Origin of the sequence: Nostoc sp. JL33 (assembly GCF_017114985.1) — a bacterium.
Classification (GTDB): domain Bacteria; phylum Cyanobacteriota; class Cyanobacteriia; order Cyanobacteriales; family Nostocaceae; genus Nostoc.
Genome location: NZ_JABXKP010000038.1, coordinates 102,029 through 119,483 on the forward strand (window position 1 = coordinate 102,029; position 17,455 = coordinate 119,483).

The window sequence follows — 17,455 nt, forward strand, 5'->3', positions numbered from 1 at the left end:
ATCGCCCCTAGCTTGCCTAAAGAACTTTAGCAAGTGCTATTTCACCAGTACTTTTACCAGTTTCGCCATCCACCTTTGGGTGCAACTTCATTACTTGTAGACTTTAGCCCATGACTTTGGATTAAAGATTGATATTCTGTACTGCTTGCCCAACGGTCAATTTCTCGCGCCCGTAGCACTGGCACTGGATGGGTTAATTGGGCTGTGCGGGCGGCTTTGACCATTTCGCCTAGTTCGGTCTTGCTAATATCGTCGTAAGCGCGGGCTTGGGCAACAAAGGCATCAAGATTCAGTTGTGGCGCTAAGGTGGGGGAACCACCCGCCAGCTTCATCAATACTGACATGACAACTTTGGGGTCTTGGGTTGCTAGTAATGCGGCGCGATCGCAGGTAAACTCAGCACAGCGTACCCATTCCAAAAGCTGTGCCTGTATCGCTTGAGCAACGAAGGTTCCGACATTGGGCACAATCGCCGCAGCTAATATTAATAAATTTATAGGCGTCAAATAAACGCTATGGTCACACTTGAGATGCCCCAACTCGTGGGCAATTACTGCCTGTATTTCCTCTGGTGTGAGGATATCAATCAGAGATGTGTGTAGCACAACAAACGGCTGCTTACCTCGCACAGCAAAAGTATAGGCATTGGGAGCCGGATGTTGGCGGACGTACAACTGGGGAGGCTCTATATCCAGGATATTACAGGCATCTAACAACAGCTTGTATAAATCGGGCAGTTGCTTTTCACCCACCAGAACGCTGGAGGCAATATTTTCCACATAGAAAACCTGCTCTGCCATTGGCCCTAGCCAATTTCGCACCAACATATCTATGCCTGGTATTTGCTTGAGCGTTTTGGTAGCTTCCAGGTCTAATGGATGACGAAATGAGTCAGCTTTTAAACCAATTAGCGGGGTTTTAAAGAAGGACATAGTGCAGCAAGCTATAAAAAAACACAACTATGGAATCTGGCTGGTTAGATAAACAGCCTCCCACAGTTAGTATAACGATTTAAATAGAGTGGGCAGGGGGAAATGGGGGAGAAAATTTTACCTTGTCTCCCTTGCCTCCCTTGCCTCCCTTGTCCTTGCGTCAGTCTCAACCTTTCAATTTCAAGTTGACAGGCTACTGATGGTGGAAGCGATTTCTGCATCTGCTGATGTTTCGCCCACGCGGAGGATTTTAGCCCCCAATTGCTGCAACTTCACATCGAGTCGATCATAGCCGCGATCGAGGTGCTGTAATCCCTGAATCGTGGTTTGTCCTTCTGCCGCCAGTCCTGCTATGACTAGCGCTGCCGATGCTCGTAAGTCTGTGCCTAATACTGGTGCGCCAGATAATTTCGGTACTCCCCGAACGAAAGCAGCGTTGCCTTTGACACGAATGTCTGCCCCCAAGCGATTCAACTCTGAGGCATGACGCAAGCGATTTTCAAAGACAGATTCGTTAATCACGCTGTCGCCTTCCGCCAATGCCAGCAAAGCCATAAACGGCGCTTGCATATCTGTGGGAAAACCTGGATGGTATTGAGTTTCAATATCCGTTGCCTTGAGGGTTTCTGCTGGCAGAATGCGTAAGTGTTCAGGCTTGTCCTCAATTATCGTTACCCCAATATCCCGCAGCTTGGCAATCACTGGTATAAGATGTTCTGGAGCCACTGGCGAGAGGGTAAGTTCTGAGCGGGTAATTGCTGCTGCCAGCAAAAACGTCCCGGCCTCAATGCGATCGGGAATAATGCTGTAGTCAACAGAATGTAACTTGGGGACTCCTTCAATAATAATCCTGCTAGTCCCCGCGCCCTTAATCTTCGCTCCCATCGCGTTACAGAAGTTAGCCAAATCAACTACTTCCGGTTCTCTGGCAGCATTTTCGATGATCGTTTCGCCCTCTGCCAGGGTAGCCGCCATCATCAAGTTTTCTGTCGCTCCGACACTAGCGATGTCTAAGTAAATCTTCGCACCTTTTAATCTCCGGTTGCTGCCAGGGACATAGGCATTACAAATGCCATGCTCAATCTGCACCTCAGCTCCCATTGCTTGCAGTCCCCGGACGTGCAAATCAACTGGTCTTGCCCCAATCGCACAACCGCCTGGTAAGGGCATCTGTGCTACTCCCAATCTGGCGAGAATCGCACCAATGGCGAAAAAACTCGCCCTCAACTGGGTAACTAGTTCGTAGGGAGCTTTTGATGTTTTAATTTCGCTGGCGTTGATGTCTAAAATGTCACCTTGGCGTGTTAAGCTTACACCCAAAGCCAATAACACCTGACCCATCCGCTCTACGTCCGCTAATAAGGGGACATTGCGGATGCGACAATCGCCCGGACACAGCAAGGCTCCAGCCATGATTACCAATGCTGCATTTTTTGCCCCGCTAATTTTCACATGACCTCGCAAAGGATGCCCACCCCAAATTTGCAAGACTGAGGAGTCTGCTTTGGGAGCAAATTTGGCATCTGGTAAGCTGGTAGAAGGATTAATAAGCCTACCTCCAAAAGTAATACGTATTTTATATGTTTGAAGTTGGTTTTGATTCTACAGTAAAGATTCAATTTGTCCACGTTTTCGGGCAACATCTTGCATAAAAAAATTGTTTGTGGGTGAAAAATACGGGCTGGAAAGAAGCAATAGCAAGCTTTTTGAGCTTTTGAAAAATTTAACAAAAAGTCACGAATAAGTAGTGTTTTTAAGCAAGATTAAATACTCAGTAAAATAACTTAAGTGTTCTCTAAAAATCAATGCTGTACTGTTGAGTTAATATTTTGATTCGACCTATCGTCTGAAAAACTCGTTTGCAGTTTCAGACTTTTAACGAGGCGTGATGTTTTAACTTGACAAAGGTCAAAAATTACGCAATAATAGGAAATTGTCAATAAAGATAATTGCCAGCGGAACTGGCGGAATGGCAGACGCGCTAGATTCAGGTTCTAGTGCCGCAAGGCTTCCGGGTTCAAGTCCCGGGTTCCGCATATGAATTTTGGATTTTAGATTGCCGATTTTAGATTAATCCAAAATCCAAAATCTAAAATCTAAAATCCAAAATCGTGTTGACCAGTTTACAAAATTCCTTAGTCAAACAAATCCGCAAACTCCACTCCACGAAGGAACGGCACAAGCAGGAGTTATTTTTGCTGGAAGGGACGCACCTGCTAGAGGAAGCTTGTGCGGTGAATTACCCACTAGAAACAGTCTGTTGTACCCCAGAATGGCAAGCAGCCCATCCTTCGCTGTGGGAGGAAGCTTGTAGCCGATGCGATCGCGCCGAAATTGTCAGTAGAGAAGTATTGGATGCGATCGCTACTACAGTCCAACCGGATGGTGTGGTGGCAACGGCAAAACGAAGTGTTGGCCAAACTCAAATACCATTTACTGGTTTAGTGCTAGCTTTAGAAACAGTGCAAGATCCCGGCAACCTGGGGACGATGATCCGCACTGCTGCTGCGGCTGGAGCATCGGGTTTGTGGGTAAGTGGAGATAGTGTAGATTTAGACAGTCCCAAAGTTCTCCGGGCTTCAGCAGGACAATGGTTTCGCCTAGCAACAGCCGTAACCGAAGATTTAAAAGCGACAGTCCAACAAAGTCAGCAGGCAGGAATGCAGGTAGTAGCAACCTTACCCAGTGCGACTTTAACTTATTGGGAGGTGGACTGGCGAAAACCCAGTTTAATTTTACTGGGAAATGAAGGTGCTGGATTGTCGGCAGATTTAGCAGCGATCGCAGATCAGCAAGTTAGAATTCCTTTGAGTCCTGGGGTAGAATCTTTGAATGTAGCGATCGCAGCCGCTTTAATGTTGTACGAAGCTCGGCGGCAAATCATTTGTCAGTAATGAATTTTAACTTTTTACCTTTATTTCGTTTTTGTTCTTTCTTCGAGATATTTTTCAATATCAGCAACTGCGTCCTCAAGAGCCGCTAAATCAATATTTGTCAAGTCTTGATCTAGTTCGACTTCACTGGGACTACTAGTATGCACTTGGGGGATCTCTTCTTCCTCAGTCGAACTTTCTTGTAAGATATCCTCCAACTCTTCGAGGGATTCTTGAAACACTTGATCAGCGACGCGGCGCTGTTGTGGCTGAATTGGCTCCATAATATTGATTTGAAAATCCTGATTTACTGACTTAATTTGGATTGCAGTTCCGACAAATTTAAATTTTGCAGTTGTAACATCATAGTTGTGTGCTGTATCAACTTTAGCAGTGGTTATCAAGAATATCGATACTTGGCTTTGATCACCCTTGCCAAGCTGTCTCCAATCGCTAGGACTTGTATTTTTGCAAAGACTATGAAATACTCCTGAGATATTCTACGGTAATTTGACCGATAAACAGTAGTATATTCAATAGTATGTGATGCCGCTCTGGCATCCAAATTAGGCGATGTCTAGCAACAAGCCCGGAGTAACAAAAACGTCTTTGGGGCTGCACGCCTACGCAATATTTACAAGGAAAGTATTCTATGAGCAGCGTACAACTTTACTTTGCTAAAGCCTCCACCTTCTCCCAAAGAACCCGTGTGGTTTTACTGGAAAAAGGAATTGACTTTAGCGCCACTGAAATTGACTTACAAAACAAACCAGATGGCTACACACAGATTTCGCGCTACGGCAAAGTCCCTGCGATCAAACATGGGGATATCGAAATTTATGAGTCTGCCATCATCAACGAATATCTTGATGAAGTCTTTCCAGAACCAGCTTTATTACCTCGCGATCCAGGTGCTAAAGCGATCGCTCGAATCTGGATTGACTATGCCAACACTCGGTTTGTACCCGCCTTTAACAAATTCCTCCGTGGTAAAGATGCTCAAGAACAGGGACAGGGACAAAGAGAGTTTTTGGAATCTCTGTTGTACATTGAGCAAGAAGGGCTAGGGAAGCTATCTGGTGATGGCCCTTACTGGTTAGGAGATCAGCTGAGTTTGGTTGATATCAGCTTCTATCCTTGGTTTGAACGCTTGCCCCTTTTGGAACACTTCCGCAATTTCACCTTACCAACAGAAACCCCTCGCTTGCAGAAATGGTGGAATACTGTGCGCGATCGCGAGTCAATTCAGGCTGTGGAAAATCCTGCAAGCTTCTATATAGAAAGATTTGCCAAAATTCTTGGTGCGCCCACTGCCGTTGCTTCTGCTCAAAAATAGGGAGTAGGGAATGGGGAGTAGGGAATAAAACCCTATGTATACATTAGTAAAACTTTGTTGAATTCACTGGGAGATTTAACCCATGAGCTTAGACAGTCAATTGTTCAAGGAACTACCGCACGTTGAGGGAGAACTTAATTACCTCGCTCCCACAGCAGAGAAACCTGTTAACTACACCTACGATCCACCGCCAGGCATTCCACAGCGAAGCGGGAAGTATGAGGTACGCACACTCCCTATCTATAATGCTCGGACGATCTCACAAGAGGTGTCCTTGGATCAACAGGGATTCGCCTTGACCGAACACCACAGCACTGTTAAAGACTTTTATGATCAAGATGAGGTGCGCCGCGTTTACTACCCTGAGACCGAGCAATTCCTCAAGGATTTGACAGGTGCCCAAAGGGTGATAGTGTTCGATCACAATCTCCGTAATGCCGAACGAGCGAAGCAGGGTGAGCAAGGGATAAAGACGCCAGTAAGGGGCGTACACAACGACTTCACCGCCAAGTCTGGCTATAGTCGCGCCCGTACCGTGTTGGAAACAATCGGTACTGAAGACCCCGATGAGCTTCTACAGCACAGATTCAGTGTAGTCAACCTCTGGCGACCGATCGCAGGGCCAGTTCAGGAGTCTCCATTAGCCGTGTGTGACGCCCAAAGTATCGCACCGACAGACCTCGTGGCTACCGATCTTGTGTATCGCGATCGCATCGGCGAAACTTATGCAGTCACGTATAACCCGAAACATCAGTGGTTTTACTTTCCGCAAATGCAACGAACCGAAGCGCTACTCATCAAGTGTTTTGACTCAGCACAGTCAGGTTTGGCACGGTTCGCCGCCCACACCGCATTTGATGACCCCACAAGCCAGCCGGATGCCCCGCCACGCGAGAGTATCGAGTTGCGGACGTTGGTTTTCTACGCCGCATAAGTAATAAGCAGGGGGGAATAATGCAATGCCCAATTCCCCCTTTACTGCAATTCAAATCTTGGTTGAAAGAAACGGGGATATCATTTTGGTTGCTAATACTTGCTATTGCCAAGACCGCCATAACTAGTTTTAGCGTTCTTGAGGGGCACACCACTGAGCTATTGGTTCAATTCGTGCTTGTTGCATCAATTCCAAAAGCTGCGATTGATTACAACCATAGGTAGATGCTAATAATTCCTCGCCTTGTTTTTTTGCCTCGTCGGCAGATACACCAAAGGTGATGATTTCTTCGTCTTGGTTAGCTGTAATCCTCTCAACTGGAATGATACAGATATATTGCGCTTCATTATGTCTTATTTGTTGCACCATTATTTACCTGCCATTTCACTGTTAATTGTGTCTATTTTCAAGTCTAGATAAATCACAAGTGAAAGTGAAACAGAGTCAGTATTTAAGTAGTTTGTGATTTGAAGAACATTAACTTTTATACGTGGTTAAGAGAACGTTAAGAATTCTCTCAAAATTGCCAAATTTTCGAGTGCAAATACTTACGTATGGGAAAATCAAGTTAAACATCAACAAATATCTTTTTGTAAATTTTTGTTTTTTAGATTTCAGTAATGCGTTGAGACACATGCATTGGCACTCACTGCATGGATTAATTTAAATCTGTGTTGGTAATCTCTGGGAGTCAGTAAATAAAAGCTGATACCCCCAAAGATCAGCTTTTTTTACTCAATGCAAGCTGAAGGCATTTAGTCAGTTCAAGTTTCATAAAAATTGGAGGTTATAAAATGGCAATTCGGAATAACTTAGTCACCAATTTCTGGGAAAGAGTACAAAAAGATTCAGTTAGTTGGGGATCGTTAGCTCTTTGGATCAGTGCATTAGTTGTTATGTTAGTAATGCTTACAATGTTTTCTAACGCTTAATCTCAGCAAGGTTATTATAGTTCCTGGGCAACAGCCTGGGAACTAACATAGGGTAGAGTTTCATCCCTAGAAAACTCAAATTATGAACTACAAAATTCTGGCAACAGTCGTAGTGCTAGCTACTACTAGCTTTGTTACTCCTGTTAAATCTCAAGAAACTACTACCGACACTCCAGCAAAATCGAATCAAGTTTTGAATGCTTGTATCCAAAATCAAGCAGAAACTTTACCAAATCCCTTTAGTGATGTGCCATCAGAGCATTGGGCTTTTAAAGCAGTTATGACTATGCACTACTGCGGCGCATTCCGTAAAGCTACGCCACCAGCTTTATTTCAAAAACTGCGACCAACAAATAGCCAGGAGCGATCGCAGAAAGAACCGCAGTTTCAAAAATAGGGCGTTGGTGACTAAAGATATAAAAGTTTGAGTAGCAACCGCCGATTGAAATTTCGATGGACGTTGAGATGAAAAGAATTGTGGTAAATGTAAAAAGTTTACTATTCGGTGTCTAATGGTATTTTTGCCTTTTGAAACACCTGCTCAACAGTAAATTCCAACCCCTCAAATAAAGAATCTTTGAGTAATTCTTCTCCCATATAAGTTTGTGGTGCTGCATCTGGATAAAAAACAGTAATGCTTCTCGCTTTACTATCTACCACCCACACCCGCAGTACCTTAGCATCTAAATAGTGTTTGGCTTTAGCTGCCATTTGTCCAAAGGTTTGTCCTGGGGAAATAATCTCAATCACCAAATCAGGAGGAACAGGACAAGCTTCGTTTTCATCCCAGTTGGCAGGTAAACGTTCATAAGAAATGTACAAAATATCTGGAATTGGCATCCAATCTCGCCCCCGACGGGTTAATGCAACAGCCCATTCCGGGCAAACTTCTCCTTTCCCCTCACACGATTGCTCAATCAAATTGAGAAGGACGCGGGTAAGTTTTGCGTGAAAAAATTTTGGTGACATTTTAGGAATTGCTTGACCATCAACAAGTTCATAAGTTATATCTCCCTCACCTGGAGAAAGATTTAAGAACTCTTGCAAGGTTAATTGATTTTTAGCTTGGAGTATCATGGCTCAATAATTCATAATTCGTAATTTGAAGGACAGAGTAACTAATTTTTATTCTGGCTCCTGAATTCTTTTTTAGATTGTTCAGATCCCTCGCAAAACTTGCCGAATAATATCTGATGGCACCTCATCGGTAACTGTTACTACACCAATCTCTGTTGGTAAAACGAACCGCACTTTCCCCGCTTTGACTTTCTTATCTAACTGCAACGCGTCAATAATTGCTTCAATATCTACCCCAGATGGTAACTGAGTCGGTAAACCTGCTTTTTGAATTAAAGCATTTTGACGTTCCGCGTCTTCCTTTTCCCACATTCCCAATTCCACAGCAATTTGACCGGCTGCTACCATGCCAATGGCCACCGCTTCACCGTGATTTACTAGACGATAACCAGTCAAACTTTCGACTGCATGACCGATGGTATGTCCATAGTTGAGAATCGCCCGCAATCCGCCTTCTTTCTCATCTTTGCTAACAACATCAGCTTTAGCTTGACAAGAGCGCATCAATATGGTATGTATCAACTCAGGTTTTACATAGCGGAGTTGGTCGAGACGTTTACTTGCTTCCAATTGGGCAAACAATTCGGCATCCCAAATTACACCATATTTAATAACTTCTGCCATTCCGGCGCGAAACTCACGCATAGGTAGAGTTTTCAATACTTCTGGGTCAATCAAAACCAAACGCGGTTGATGGAATGCCCCAATCAGGTTTTTGCCGTGGGGATGATTCACGCCAGTTTTGCCACCAATTGCCGAATCCACCATCGCCAAGAGAGTTGTAGGCACTTGGACAACATTAATGCCGCGCAGCCAAGTTGCGGCTGCAAAGCCAGTCATATCGCCAATTACACCTCCGCCCAAAGCCACCATAGTAGAAGAACGTTCTAGGCGGTTTTCTAAGGCGATATCGTAAAGTTTTTGGATGGAATTGAGGGTTTTGTAGCGTTCCCCTGGTGGTAGGGTGCAGCTAGCAACTTCAAATCCAGCAGATTTTAGGGATGCGATCGCTCTTTCCCCAAAATGCTTAAAAATAGTAGGATTAGAAACCAACAATACCTTCTTGCCTAGCTTGAGACTGGCCATCTGCTGACCCAGTTGATCTAAGCTCGAAGATGCGTTAGCGTAGCTCAACGTTCGCGTAGCGTCTCGCAGAGAAGTTATCGCAATCTCATAAGACTGCTCTGGTAAATTTACATTAATTACAGAAGTCATTGCCCAACCCCAAACTAGCGCCCGTGGGCTGTATTGTATCGCAATCTGGGGAGTGGGGAGTGGGGAGTGGGGAGTGGGGGGATGAGGGAGCAGGGGGAGAAATAAATTCAAAATTCAAAATTAAAGAACTTCTGCCTTCTGCCTCCTCTTTCCCAATGCCCCATGCCCAATGCCCAATACCCAACAACTAATGATTCAATAGATTTAGGAAGTATTGTGGAGAAAAATAAATGTTTGCGATTGCAGCTTACATCGGCTTTTTAGCTTTGTTCTTTGGTTTGGCTGTCGGTCTGCTGTTCGGTCTGCGGACTGCCAAGATAATTTAGCCAAAACTCTTGTGGGGCGGGCATCTTGCCTGCCCTCAGTTTACTCAGGACGGGCGAGATGCCCATCCCACAAGAAGATATTTATCCCACAACAGCCGGACTTGCTACCTTCTGTTGTCTTTGGGAAGGCGATCGCATTCCCAAACCAAGTAAGTTCAGCATTTCTCGATCGCTATCATAATCTGGACAGGGAGTTGTCACTGTCAACATCTTGTTGTCGTCGCTGGAAAAGATAGAATTTGCTCCTGCCATAAAGCAGAAAGCTTGTTCTACTTGGGAAAGTCTAGCCCTACCGGCACTAAGACGCACATCGGAAGCTGGCATTAAAATCCTAGCTGTGGCAATCATCCGCACAATATCCCAAATGGGGACATCAGGCTGATTTTCTAAGGGTGTCCCCGGTACTTGTGAAAGAATATTAATTGGCACAGACTCTGGATGCGGATGTAAGTTTGCCAGAGTTTGTAACATCCCAACCCGGTGATCGACAGTTTCGCCCAAACCCAGGATACCGCCGGAACATACGGTAACATTTGTCTGACGGACATTCTCAATTGTGTTCAAGCGATCGCTATATGTCCTCGTGGTAATAATTGTGTTGTAATATTCCTGCGAGGTATCTAAGTTATGGTTGTAGGCGTAAAGTCCCGCTTCTTCCAATTTCCGGGCCTGATTTGCTGTCAACATCCCCAGAGTGCAGCACACTTCTAAACCCATTGCGGTTACATCCTTGACCATTTCCAGGACTTCCTCAAATTGTGAGTTATCCCGCACTTCCCGCCAAGCAGCACCCATGCAAATGCGACTAACACCAGTTTCTTTAGCTTTCTGGGCGATGCTAACTACCGTTTCCTTTTCTAGGAGTGCTTCCGCCTTTACCTCTGTTTTATAACGGGAAGATTGGGCACAGTAACTACAATCTTCTGGACAACCTCCCGTTTTAATAGATATGAGCTTACAAACTTGTATTTTTGTTGAGTCATGATATTGGCGATGCACGCTAGCAGCTTGATAAATAAGCTCTAGCAATGGCATGTTGTATATCGCCCGAATCTCTAATTCCTGCCAATCGTAGCGTATTCCCACCACATCACTATCCTTCTTGTAGACTGGGTTAAATCTTGAGCTGTCTTTTGGTTGAATCTCCTGCGGTACAGCGTTTGGGCAAAGCGATTTTATCGAAATTATGCCGCGTACTGTGCTTTATCACCCATTGGCTCTCAATCCTTGCGCTCTAGATATTAGACATCAGCTTATCAAGATTTTGGTGGAATGGCTGATTAAGAGCAAAAATACTCACTTCACTGCTGCTAAAGCGGAGGTATGAGAGAATTTACAAAATTAGCGAGAATGTTTTGGGAAGAGATCCTGTAGATTAAGTAATTTATGATATCAAAACTGCCACTAATTACAAGCGATCGCCTATTATTACGAGCAGCGATCCATGAAGATATACCACAAATTATCAAATATTTCACTGATAACAAAACTTATCTCACCCCATTCTATCCTGTTTGGGCTGATGGTTTTTTCACTGAAGAATATTGGCAGTACCAGATAGAGAATAGTTTTCTGGAATTTATCAATGGGCAATCATTAAAACTATTTATTTTTACTAAAAAAAATCCCACTGTAATTATTGGAACTGTCAATTATAGTAATTTTGTCCGAGGTGCCGCTCATTTTTGCTATGTGGGATATAGCCTTGCTGAAAATAAACAAGGTAAAGGATATATGACAGAAGGGCTAAAAGCCACAACTCAATATCTCTTTCAAGAGTTAAATTTTCACCGGGTTATGGCTAATTACATGCCTCACAATCGGCGCAGTGGCAATGTACTCAAAAGACTCGGCTTTGTCGTTGAAGGATATGCTAGAGACTATTTGTTAATTAATGGGCAATGGGAAGATCATATTCTCACAAGTCTTACCAATCCTAATTGGCAAGCACCTAAATTTTAAAAATGGCTGGGTATAATTGTCAAAAATATTTATTTTATTTCCTAACTATCCCTGCTTCGGAATTTCCTTTTTTAGTAATGGTATAATATCTTAGTTTGAATTAATTTGAGATATCAGTTGTGAATATCCACGAATTCATAGCAAATTCATAATAAATACACAACAACTCCACAAGCAAATGCAATAGTAATATTTGTTCACTACTCGGCTCAGTTATCAAGGTTCGCTTTAGCCGATGTGTCCAATTTTATTAAATGTTTGAGGAGTTTTTCAAAATGTCCATTAATTCTATAAAGCGTTTATCTGTCTTTTCTACTATCTTCGCTTTTGCTACCATCTTACACGGAGTTGTCTTGGCAACACCACTTCCAAATTCCGCCACTACACCAGTCTTAAAAACTCAGACTAGTCCTACATCACGCCAGACAAGCAAACTCACAAAGCAACAGCGCCTAGAAATCCAACTGGCTCGCCAGCAAAGAGATAAGGATATTGAGGCTCTATTAAACCAGTCCCAAACTACTAAATTTAAGGCAGCACTGCAATCTCGTCAGAGAATCAGAACAGTATTAACATCTTTGGATCTGAATCAAGCTCAACAGAAACAGGTTCAATCAATTTTGCAAACTTATAGCCTGCAAGTGAAAAAAATTCTATCTTCACAGGCATCACAAACAACATCAAACTCAGCAGCAGTTACTCCACGAACATTACAACCAGTTACAAAATAAAAACTCAGTTTTATTGAATTAAGGTTAAGTTTCGGAAGACTGGCGGATTTGATCCAAACTTCGGTTGAGCCAGTCTTCATACCAATCATAAAAGCTCAAAGGCTGCCCCTGATCGCTATCTTGATGAAAATCATCAGGATTAATGTCATGGAAAGCATCACAAAAACTCAAACAAGCAGGATATATCCCATTATCATTAGTACGGTCATCTATCCAGATTCTTCCTGACTGCTCCCCAGTAATGACTAACATCGCATAAATTCCACAACCATAATTTGTAATGGTGACAGTACCCTGGATAAACTGATCATCAAAGTAAGCATCACTGTTAGCAACACAACCCGGATTATTCTTGACAATCAAATCTAAATCATTCCATGCTTCTGTTAAAGGAAATGGTTTAGATAGAATTTCGTAGTTCTCTTGGTATAGTTTTTCTGGAATTATATCTTCATACTCAATTCCCAACAGACCAGATAAGCCGTATCCTGGCCCCGCACCACCATTACCAATTTCTAAGAGAAAGTTTCGATATTCACTTGGTAGTCTAATATTGTACCTGGATTCAAACACTTGAATATCTTTGTTACTTAAGCAAGGTTTAAGTTGATATTCGTGTGATTCTGAACCAAAAACCTGAAATGTAGCGTCTAAAAGAGCTAATTGACTCAACTTTTTCTTTAATTGCAAAATTTTATTCATTATCCGCTCTAGATTTTAATGGTGGCGCTACCATATTTTAGATATGGGTCGCTTTTTGCGTCTATGCTGATGCTGAAGCCAGAGGTAGTATTAAGAGAAGAATGAATTAAGCTTTGCTCGTAATGACTCTGGCTGAAACTCCAAACTACAAAAATTCTAGCAATCCTTTTCTCACCCTCAACTACGAAAGCGCCTTAGAATCTCTAGGCGGTGACTACTACGATGAGGTTGCAGCAGCAGAATTTCCCCAACACCTCCTGCGTTGGCGTAACGATGAACTATTACCCCGTTTCGGTCTAGACCCCCAAGTAGTCAAAGACGAAGATTTTATCACAGCCTTTGGTAAATTTCAGGGGCGCAAACCCTTGTTAGCACTGCGTTACCACGGCTATCAATTTGGTGAATATAACGGGCAGTTGGGTGATGGTAGAGGCTTTCTCTACGGGCAAGTACGCGCCAATGATGGCGAATTGTACGATTTTGGCACGAAAGGTTCCGGGAGAACGCCCTACTCCCGTGGTGGCGATGGTATGCTCACGCTCAAAGGTGGAATGCGGGAAGTTCTGGCTGCGGAAGCACTGCACTACTTGGGTGTACGTACTTCGCGCTGTCTGAGCATGATTGAAACAGGTTTACCACTCTGGCGGGGCGATGAACCTTCGCCTACCCGTTCGTCTGTGATGGTGAGAATGAGCAATTCTCATATTCGGTTTGGCACGTTTGAGCGACTGCACTATTTCCAGCGTCCAGATTTAACTAAGAAGCTGTTAGACCACGTAATTGAGCAGTATTATCGACACTTAAGTGCTGAAGAAGATAAATATGCTCTATTTTACGCCGAATTAGTTAAACGGGTTGCAGAACTAGTCGCGCAGTGGATGGCGGCTGGCTTTTGTCATGGAGTTCTGAATACTGACAATATGTCGATTACCGGAGAGAGTTTTGATTATGGCCCTTACGCATTTATCCCTACTTATGAACCATACTTTATAGCTGCCTATTTTGACTATTCAGGACGCTACTGTTATGGTAATCAACCAAGCATTTGCCAGTTGAATTTACAAATACTCCAGGAACCTTTAAAGGCGATTATTGATAAAGGCGAAATGGAAGCTGGATTAGCAATGTTTGATCAGTATTATCAAGCTGAATACAGTTCTTTGATGTTGAAAAAGTTAGGTTTTGAGGATTTACCACATCCAGAAGCTCAAGAACTGTTGAATCTAACGGTTGAATTTTTGAGAAATAGCCAAGTTGGTTATCACCAGTTTTTTTATGAGATGGCTCGTACTTTTTCATCAAAATGGCGAGATGAACCAGCTTTTGTAATGAATGGTTCTGATATTGTACCAGTACCGGGCGCGTCAGCAATTTTTGATGATTGGTGCATACTGTATCATAAAATTTTGAATGATTTGGAGCGCGATCGCATCGATGTAATTGCCCAAACTCTAGCTGTTCATAATCCGAAAACGGCATTATTAAGACCTCTGATTGAGTCTATTTGGGAAGCAATTGCTCAGGAAGATAATTGGCAACCTTTTTATGACTTAATCAAGGCAATTCAGTCTAGGAAGTAGTCAAAGTTAAATAGTTGTGTTTACAGACATCCCGCGCGGAACTGAAGTTCCAGCCTGATAGCTTAAGTCCACTAAGCGCGGACTAGAATCATCTACTCAGTCCGCTTTAGAGGAATGCAAGCTATTAGCCTTGGAATTCTATTCCGAGGCGGGATAGCAACGAAGCGGGGATTGTCAGATGTGGGTAATAAGCTAATGAGCATTTTGCCTAACTAAACTGCTGGGCATAAGACCGCGCATAGCGACGCTCTAGGGCTAATAATTCTTCATGGGTTCCCGATTCGACAATTTGTCCTTGTTCGAGAACTAAAATACGATCGCACCTCCTAACTGTCGATAAACGGTGAGCAATAATAAACACCGTCCGTTTTTCCATCAATCTTTCCAGCGCTTCCTGTACCAGTGCTTCTGACTCGGAATCTAAGGCTGATGTCGCCTCATCCAGAATCAAGATTTGGGGATTGAGCAAAACAGCACGAGCGATCGCAATTCTTTGTCTTTGTCCACCAGATAAGTTTACCCCACGTTCGCCCACCCAAGTCTGATAACCCTCTGGTAGTTGGCTAATAAATTGATGGGCATTAGCAATTTTTGCCGCCTCTTTAACTGCTTCCATCTCAAAAACATCTTGTCCAAAAGCGATATTTTGGGCAATTGTCCCGGAAAACATGATCGTTTCTTGAGGAACAATCCCAATTTGTCGCCGCAGACTATGCAACTTGACATCCCGGATATCAACACCGTCAATGAAGATTTGCCCAACTTCGGGATCGTAAAAACGCGGTAGGAGATTCACAAATGTGGTTTTACCGGCACCAGAAGCACCCACAAGAGCGATCGCTTCACCTGGCGATACTAATAAACTGATATCTTTTAATACAGGTTTACCTGGTTTATAACCAAAGGAAATATGACGATATTCTACTTTGCCTTGGACTGGGGGTAGAGCGATCGCATTTGTCTTTTCAATCACCGTCGGCTGAATTGCCATCAATTCAAAAACGCGGTCAACAGATGCTTCACCCTGCTTAAATTCGTTGTAGGTGTTAGTAGTATGACCAATGGGATCAATTAACAGCGCCGCCGCCGCCAGATAACTGAAAAAATTCGCCACTGTCAAGTTATTTTGGGAAATTTGCCACGTTCCCACAATCAGTAACGATAATCCACTTAAGGCTTCCAGAAACCCGATAATCGGAATCTGAATCGCTTTCAGGCGTTCGGCTGAGTATTTTGCTTTGAGACTGCGTTCTGCTTCATGTCCAAAGCGGGCGATTTCGTAATTTTCGGCAGCAAAAGCCTGTACCAAACGAATACCGTTGAAAACTTCTGAGAGGATGGCTGATAAACCCGACACGCGATTTTGACTTTTTAAGGAATATTTGCGTAACCGTTCCCCAAACCAGCCGATTAAAATACCCATCAGAGGTGCAACTATCACTGTTGCTAGTGTCAGTTGCCAATTCAGGTAAATCATGTAAATCGGAATTGCTACCAACTGCAAAATGCAGGGGATAAAGTCGTGAAATCCTTTATTTACCACTTCGCCAATCCGGTCAACATCTTCGGTGAGGCGGTAAGATAAATCACCTGCTTTTGCCGTTTCAAAATAGCTGAGATTTAGCTTTTGAAGATGGGCGTAGACTTGCTGACGAAGATGAAAAGCAACCCTCAAAGCAGCTTTCGCCATGTACATATCTTGTATAGACTGAAACAAGCCTCTGACAAGAAAGACTAAGGCACAGCTACCAGTTATTTGAGCGATCGCTACTACATTACCTTGTCCAAAGGGAGTTGCCAATTTACCGGCGAGATTGATCAACACTAATGTCGCCATTACGTATCCCAAGATACCAGTAAGTCCCTTGGCGATCGTTTGCCACTGGAGTCGGATATAAGGCAGTAGTTGCCAGTAATTAGAACGGGTTTTCAATATCTAACGTCCACAACGATATTCTCCTTTGTTTGACGCTAGCAGCTTTTGGGGAGTTTCTGAATAGTATGACTAATTACTCCCTGATCACCAACGCCGTCACAGATAAAATAGATGTGCGTCAAGTCCCCATCCGCTAACCGCAGAACCCACCATGACACAAATCACTCTTTCCGACCTCCCCGAAACCATCCAAACCCTACTCAACCAAGCCCAAAAAACAGGCGAACCCCTGACTATTACCCAAAACGGTATCCCCTTCGCCATCATTTCCCCCATCAAGAAAAAATCCCTCCTGGAAACCCTTTCCACTCTTGAACCACTGGACGAAGACTTTGCCGACGTAGACAAAGGATTATTACCCTTAGATGATATTGAGTTTTCAAAATGAGTTATTTATACTTGTTAGATACAAACATCATTTCCGAACTAATTAAAACCCCAGAGGAGTAATATTTTCAAAAATTCAAGATGTCGGAGAAGACAAAATTTGTACAGGTATTATCGTAGCTTGTGAATCAAGATTTGGAGCTAGAAAAAAGAACTCCCAAAAGCTCATAGAAAAACTTGAAATAATCTTGGATAGTATTGAAATACTACCCCTAACTCATCCTGTAGAGCAATATTACGCAGAAATCCGCACTGATTTAGAACAACAAGGTAAACCGATTGGAGGTAATGACTTATTAATTGCTGCCCATTCTTTAACCCTTGGTCTAACTCTCGTTACCGCCAATACTCGTGAATTTTCCCGCATTCCTAATTTAAAAGTAGAAAACTGGCTCGAACCTCGCTAAAATCAGAAATATCTAAAAAATTAGCCCTCTCCTTGTAACTAAGGAAAAGGCTGAATTAATCTTAAAATACTTCCTAATTTTCCGGTTGAATTACGTTAGCCTAGCGGTAGCGAGTCCGCGTTGGC

Annotated in this window: 20 protein-coding genes and 1 tRNA gene; 12 read left to right on the plus strand and 9 right to left on the minus strand. The window is 43.3% G+C overall.

Features of this window, described 5'->3' with window-relative positions; all coding sequences use genetic code 11:
* Positions 1–53 precede the first annotated feature (53 nt).
* Together HWQ23_RS09375 and murA are read right to left on the minus strand one after the other, a co-directional pair.
* Positions 54–932 carry a M48 family metallopeptidase gene (locus HWQ23_RS09375; RefSeq protein WP_292826828.1) on the minus strand — a complete coding sequence of 293 codons (879 nt, stop codon included), beginning with the start codon at positions 930–932 and terminating at the stop codon, positions 54–56.
* 180 nt (positions 933–1,112) lie between these two features.
* Complete coding sequence (gene murA, locus HWQ23_RS09380; protein WP_292827132.1) at positions 1,113–2,480, minus strand: UDP-N-acetylglucosamine 1-carboxyvinyltransferase; 1,368 nt, start codon at positions 2,478–2,480, stop codon at positions 1,113–1,115.
* A 407-nt stretch (positions 2,481–2,887) separates the two neighbouring features.
* Between murA and HWQ23_RS09385 the strand changes: the two genes are divergently transcribed.
* Positions 2,888–2,968 (plus strand) — tRNA-Leu (locus tag HWQ23_RS09385).
* A gap of 75 nt (positions 2,969–3,043) precedes the next feature.
* Positions 3,044–3,826, plus strand: coding sequence for a TrmH family RNA methyltransferase (locus HWQ23_RS09390; protein ID WP_292826831.1), 783 nt, complete (start codon positions 3,044–3,046; stop codon positions 3,824–3,826).
* Between the two features lie 20 nt (positions 3,827–3,846).
* Here the strand turns inward: HWQ23_RS09390 and HWQ23_RS09395 are convergent, their stop codons facing one another.
* Positions 3,847–4,209 carry a hypothetical protein gene (locus HWQ23_RS09395; RefSeq protein ID WP_365740870.1) on the minus strand — a complete coding sequence of 121 codons (363 nt, stop codon included), beginning with the start codon at positions 4,207–4,209 and terminating at the stop codon, positions 3,847–3,849.
* 248 nt (positions 4,210–4,457) lie between these two features.
* Between HWQ23_RS09395 and HWQ23_RS09400 the strand changes: the two genes are divergently transcribed.
* Positions 4,458–5,141 (plus strand): glutathione S-transferase family protein, encoded by a 684-nt coding sequence (locus HWQ23_RS09400; protein WP_292826833.1) that lies wholly within the window; start codon positions 4,458–4,460, stop codon positions 5,139–5,141.
* Between the two features lie 82 nt (positions 5,142–5,223).
* Positions 5,224–6,075 carry a CmcJ/NvfI family oxidoreductase gene (locus HWQ23_RS09405; RefSeq protein WP_292826835.1) on the plus strand — a complete coding sequence of 284 codons (852 nt, stop codon included), beginning with the start codon at positions 5,224–5,226 and terminating at the stop codon, positions 6,073–6,075.
* Between the two features lie 129 nt (positions 6,076–6,204).
* On the opposite strand, the gene HWQ23_RS09410 is transcribed toward HWQ23_RS09405, so the two are convergent.
* Entirely contained in the window at positions 6,205–6,444 is a 240-nt protein-coding gene (locus HWQ23_RS09410) for a hypothetical protein (RefSeq protein ID WP_292826837.1), read from the minus strand.
* A 645-nt stretch (positions 6,445–7,089) separates the two neighbouring features.
* Here HWQ23_RS09410 and HWQ23_RS09415 point away from each other — a divergent pair.
* A complete protein-coding gene (locus HWQ23_RS09415) occupies positions 7,090–7,404 on the plus strand; it encodes an S-layer protein (protein WP_292826839.1) in 315 nt (104 codons plus the stop codon).
* A gap of 101 nt (positions 7,405–7,505) precedes the next feature.
* On the opposite strand, the gene HWQ23_RS09420 is transcribed toward HWQ23_RS09415, so the two are convergent.
* Together HWQ23_RS09420 and aroB are read right to left on the minus strand one after the other, a co-directional pair.
* Positions 7,506–8,084: a Uma2 family endonuclease gene (locus HWQ23_RS09420; protein WP_292826842.1), complete on the minus strand. Its 579-nt coding sequence runs from the start codon at positions 8,082–8,084 to the stop codon at positions 7,506–7,508.
* A gap of 81 nt (positions 8,085–8,165) precedes the next feature.
* Positions 8,166–9,299 carry a 3-dehydroquinate synthase gene (gene aroB, locus HWQ23_RS09425; RefSeq protein WP_292826845.1) on the minus strand — a complete coding sequence of 378 codons (1,134 nt, stop codon included), beginning with the start codon at positions 9,297–9,299 and terminating at the stop codon, positions 8,166–8,168.
* 230 nt (positions 9,300–9,529) lie between these two features.
* Here aroB and petL point away from each other — a divergent pair, with 230 nt between their 5' ends.
* The gene (petL, locus tag HWQ23_RS09430) at positions 9,530–9,625 is read left to right on the plus strand and encodes a cytochrome b6-f complex subunit PetL (RefSeq protein ID WP_109007553.1); all 96 of its coding nucleotides are present in this window, start codon (positions 9,530–9,532) and stop codon (positions 9,623–9,625) included.
* Positions 9,626–9,706: 81 nt separating this feature from the next.
* Here the strand turns inward: petL and bioB are convergent, their stop codons facing one another.
* The gene (bioB, locus tag HWQ23_RS09435; protein ID WP_292826852.1) at positions 9,707–10,714 is read right to left on the minus strand and encodes a biotin synthase BioB; all 1,008 of its coding nucleotides are present in this window, start codon (positions 10,712–10,714) and stop codon (positions 9,707–9,709) included.
* Positions 10,715–10,811: 97 nt separating this feature from the next.
* Here bioB and HWQ23_RS09440 point away from each other — a divergent pair, with 97 nt between their 5' ends.
* The 3 genes from HWQ23_RS09440 to HWQ23_RS09450 all read left to right on the plus strand — a co-directional run bounded on the left by HWQ23_RS09440 (position 10,812) and on the right by HWQ23_RS09450 (position 12,318).
* On the plus strand, positions 10,812–10,952 hold the full coding sequence (locus tag HWQ23_RS09440; protein WP_292826855.1) for a hypothetical protein: 141 nt from the start codon (positions 10,812–10,814) through the stop codon (positions 10,950–10,952).
* A gap of 59 nt (positions 10,953–11,011) precedes the next feature.
* On the plus strand, positions 11,012–11,587 hold the full coding sequence (gene rimJ / locus HWQ23_RS09445) for a ribosomal protein S5-alanine N-acetyltransferase (RefSeq protein ID WP_292826858.1): 576 nt from the start codon (positions 11,012–11,014) through the stop codon (positions 11,585–11,587).
* Positions 11,588–11,862: 275 nt separating this feature from the next.
* Entirely contained in the window at positions 11,863–12,318 is a 456-nt protein-coding gene (locus HWQ23_RS09450) for a hypothetical protein (RefSeq protein ID WP_292826861.1), read from the plus strand.
* Positions 12,319–12,342: 24 nt separating this feature from the next.
* Here the strand turns inward: HWQ23_RS09450 and HWQ23_RS09455 are convergent, their stop codons facing one another.
* Positions 12,343–13,020: an SMI1/KNR4 family protein gene (locus HWQ23_RS09455; protein WP_292826864.1), complete on the minus strand. Its 678-nt coding sequence runs from the start codon at positions 13,018–13,020 to the stop codon at positions 12,343–12,345.
* Between the two features lie 122 nt (positions 13,021–13,142).
* Here HWQ23_RS09455 and HWQ23_RS09460 point away from each other — a divergent pair, with 122 nt between their 5' ends.
* Complete coding sequence (locus HWQ23_RS09460; protein WP_292826867.1) at positions 13,143–14,600, plus strand: protein adenylyltransferase SelO; 1,458 nt, start codon at positions 13,143–13,145, stop codon at positions 14,598–14,600.
* A gap of 208 nt (positions 14,601–14,808) precedes the next feature.
* Here HWQ23_RS09460 and HWQ23_RS09465 read toward each other — a convergent pair whose 3' ends face one another.
* The gene (locus HWQ23_RS09465; RefSeq protein WP_292826870.1) at positions 14,809–16,533 is read right to left on the minus strand and encodes an ABC transporter ATP-binding protein; all 1,725 of its coding nucleotides are present in this window, start codon (positions 16,531–16,533) and stop codon (positions 14,809–14,811) included.
* A gap of 154 nt (positions 16,534–16,687) precedes the next feature.
* On the opposite strand from HWQ23_RS09465, the gene HWQ23_RS09470 reads away from it, so the two are divergent.
* Together HWQ23_RS09470 and HWQ23_RS09475 are read left to right on the plus strand one after the other, a co-directional pair.
* Positions 16,688–16,924 (plus strand): type II toxin-antitoxin system Phd/YefM family antitoxin, encoded by a 237-nt coding sequence (locus HWQ23_RS09470; protein WP_292826873.1) that lies wholly within the window; start codon positions 16,688–16,690, stop codon positions 16,922–16,924.
* A gap of 112 nt (positions 16,925–17,036) precedes the next feature.
* Positions 17,037–17,330: a PIN domain-containing protein gene (locus tag HWQ23_RS09475; protein WP_292827138.1), complete on the plus strand. Its 294-nt coding sequence runs from the start codon at positions 17,037–17,039 to the stop codon at positions 17,328–17,330.
* Positions 17,331–17,455: the final 125 nt, after the last annotated feature.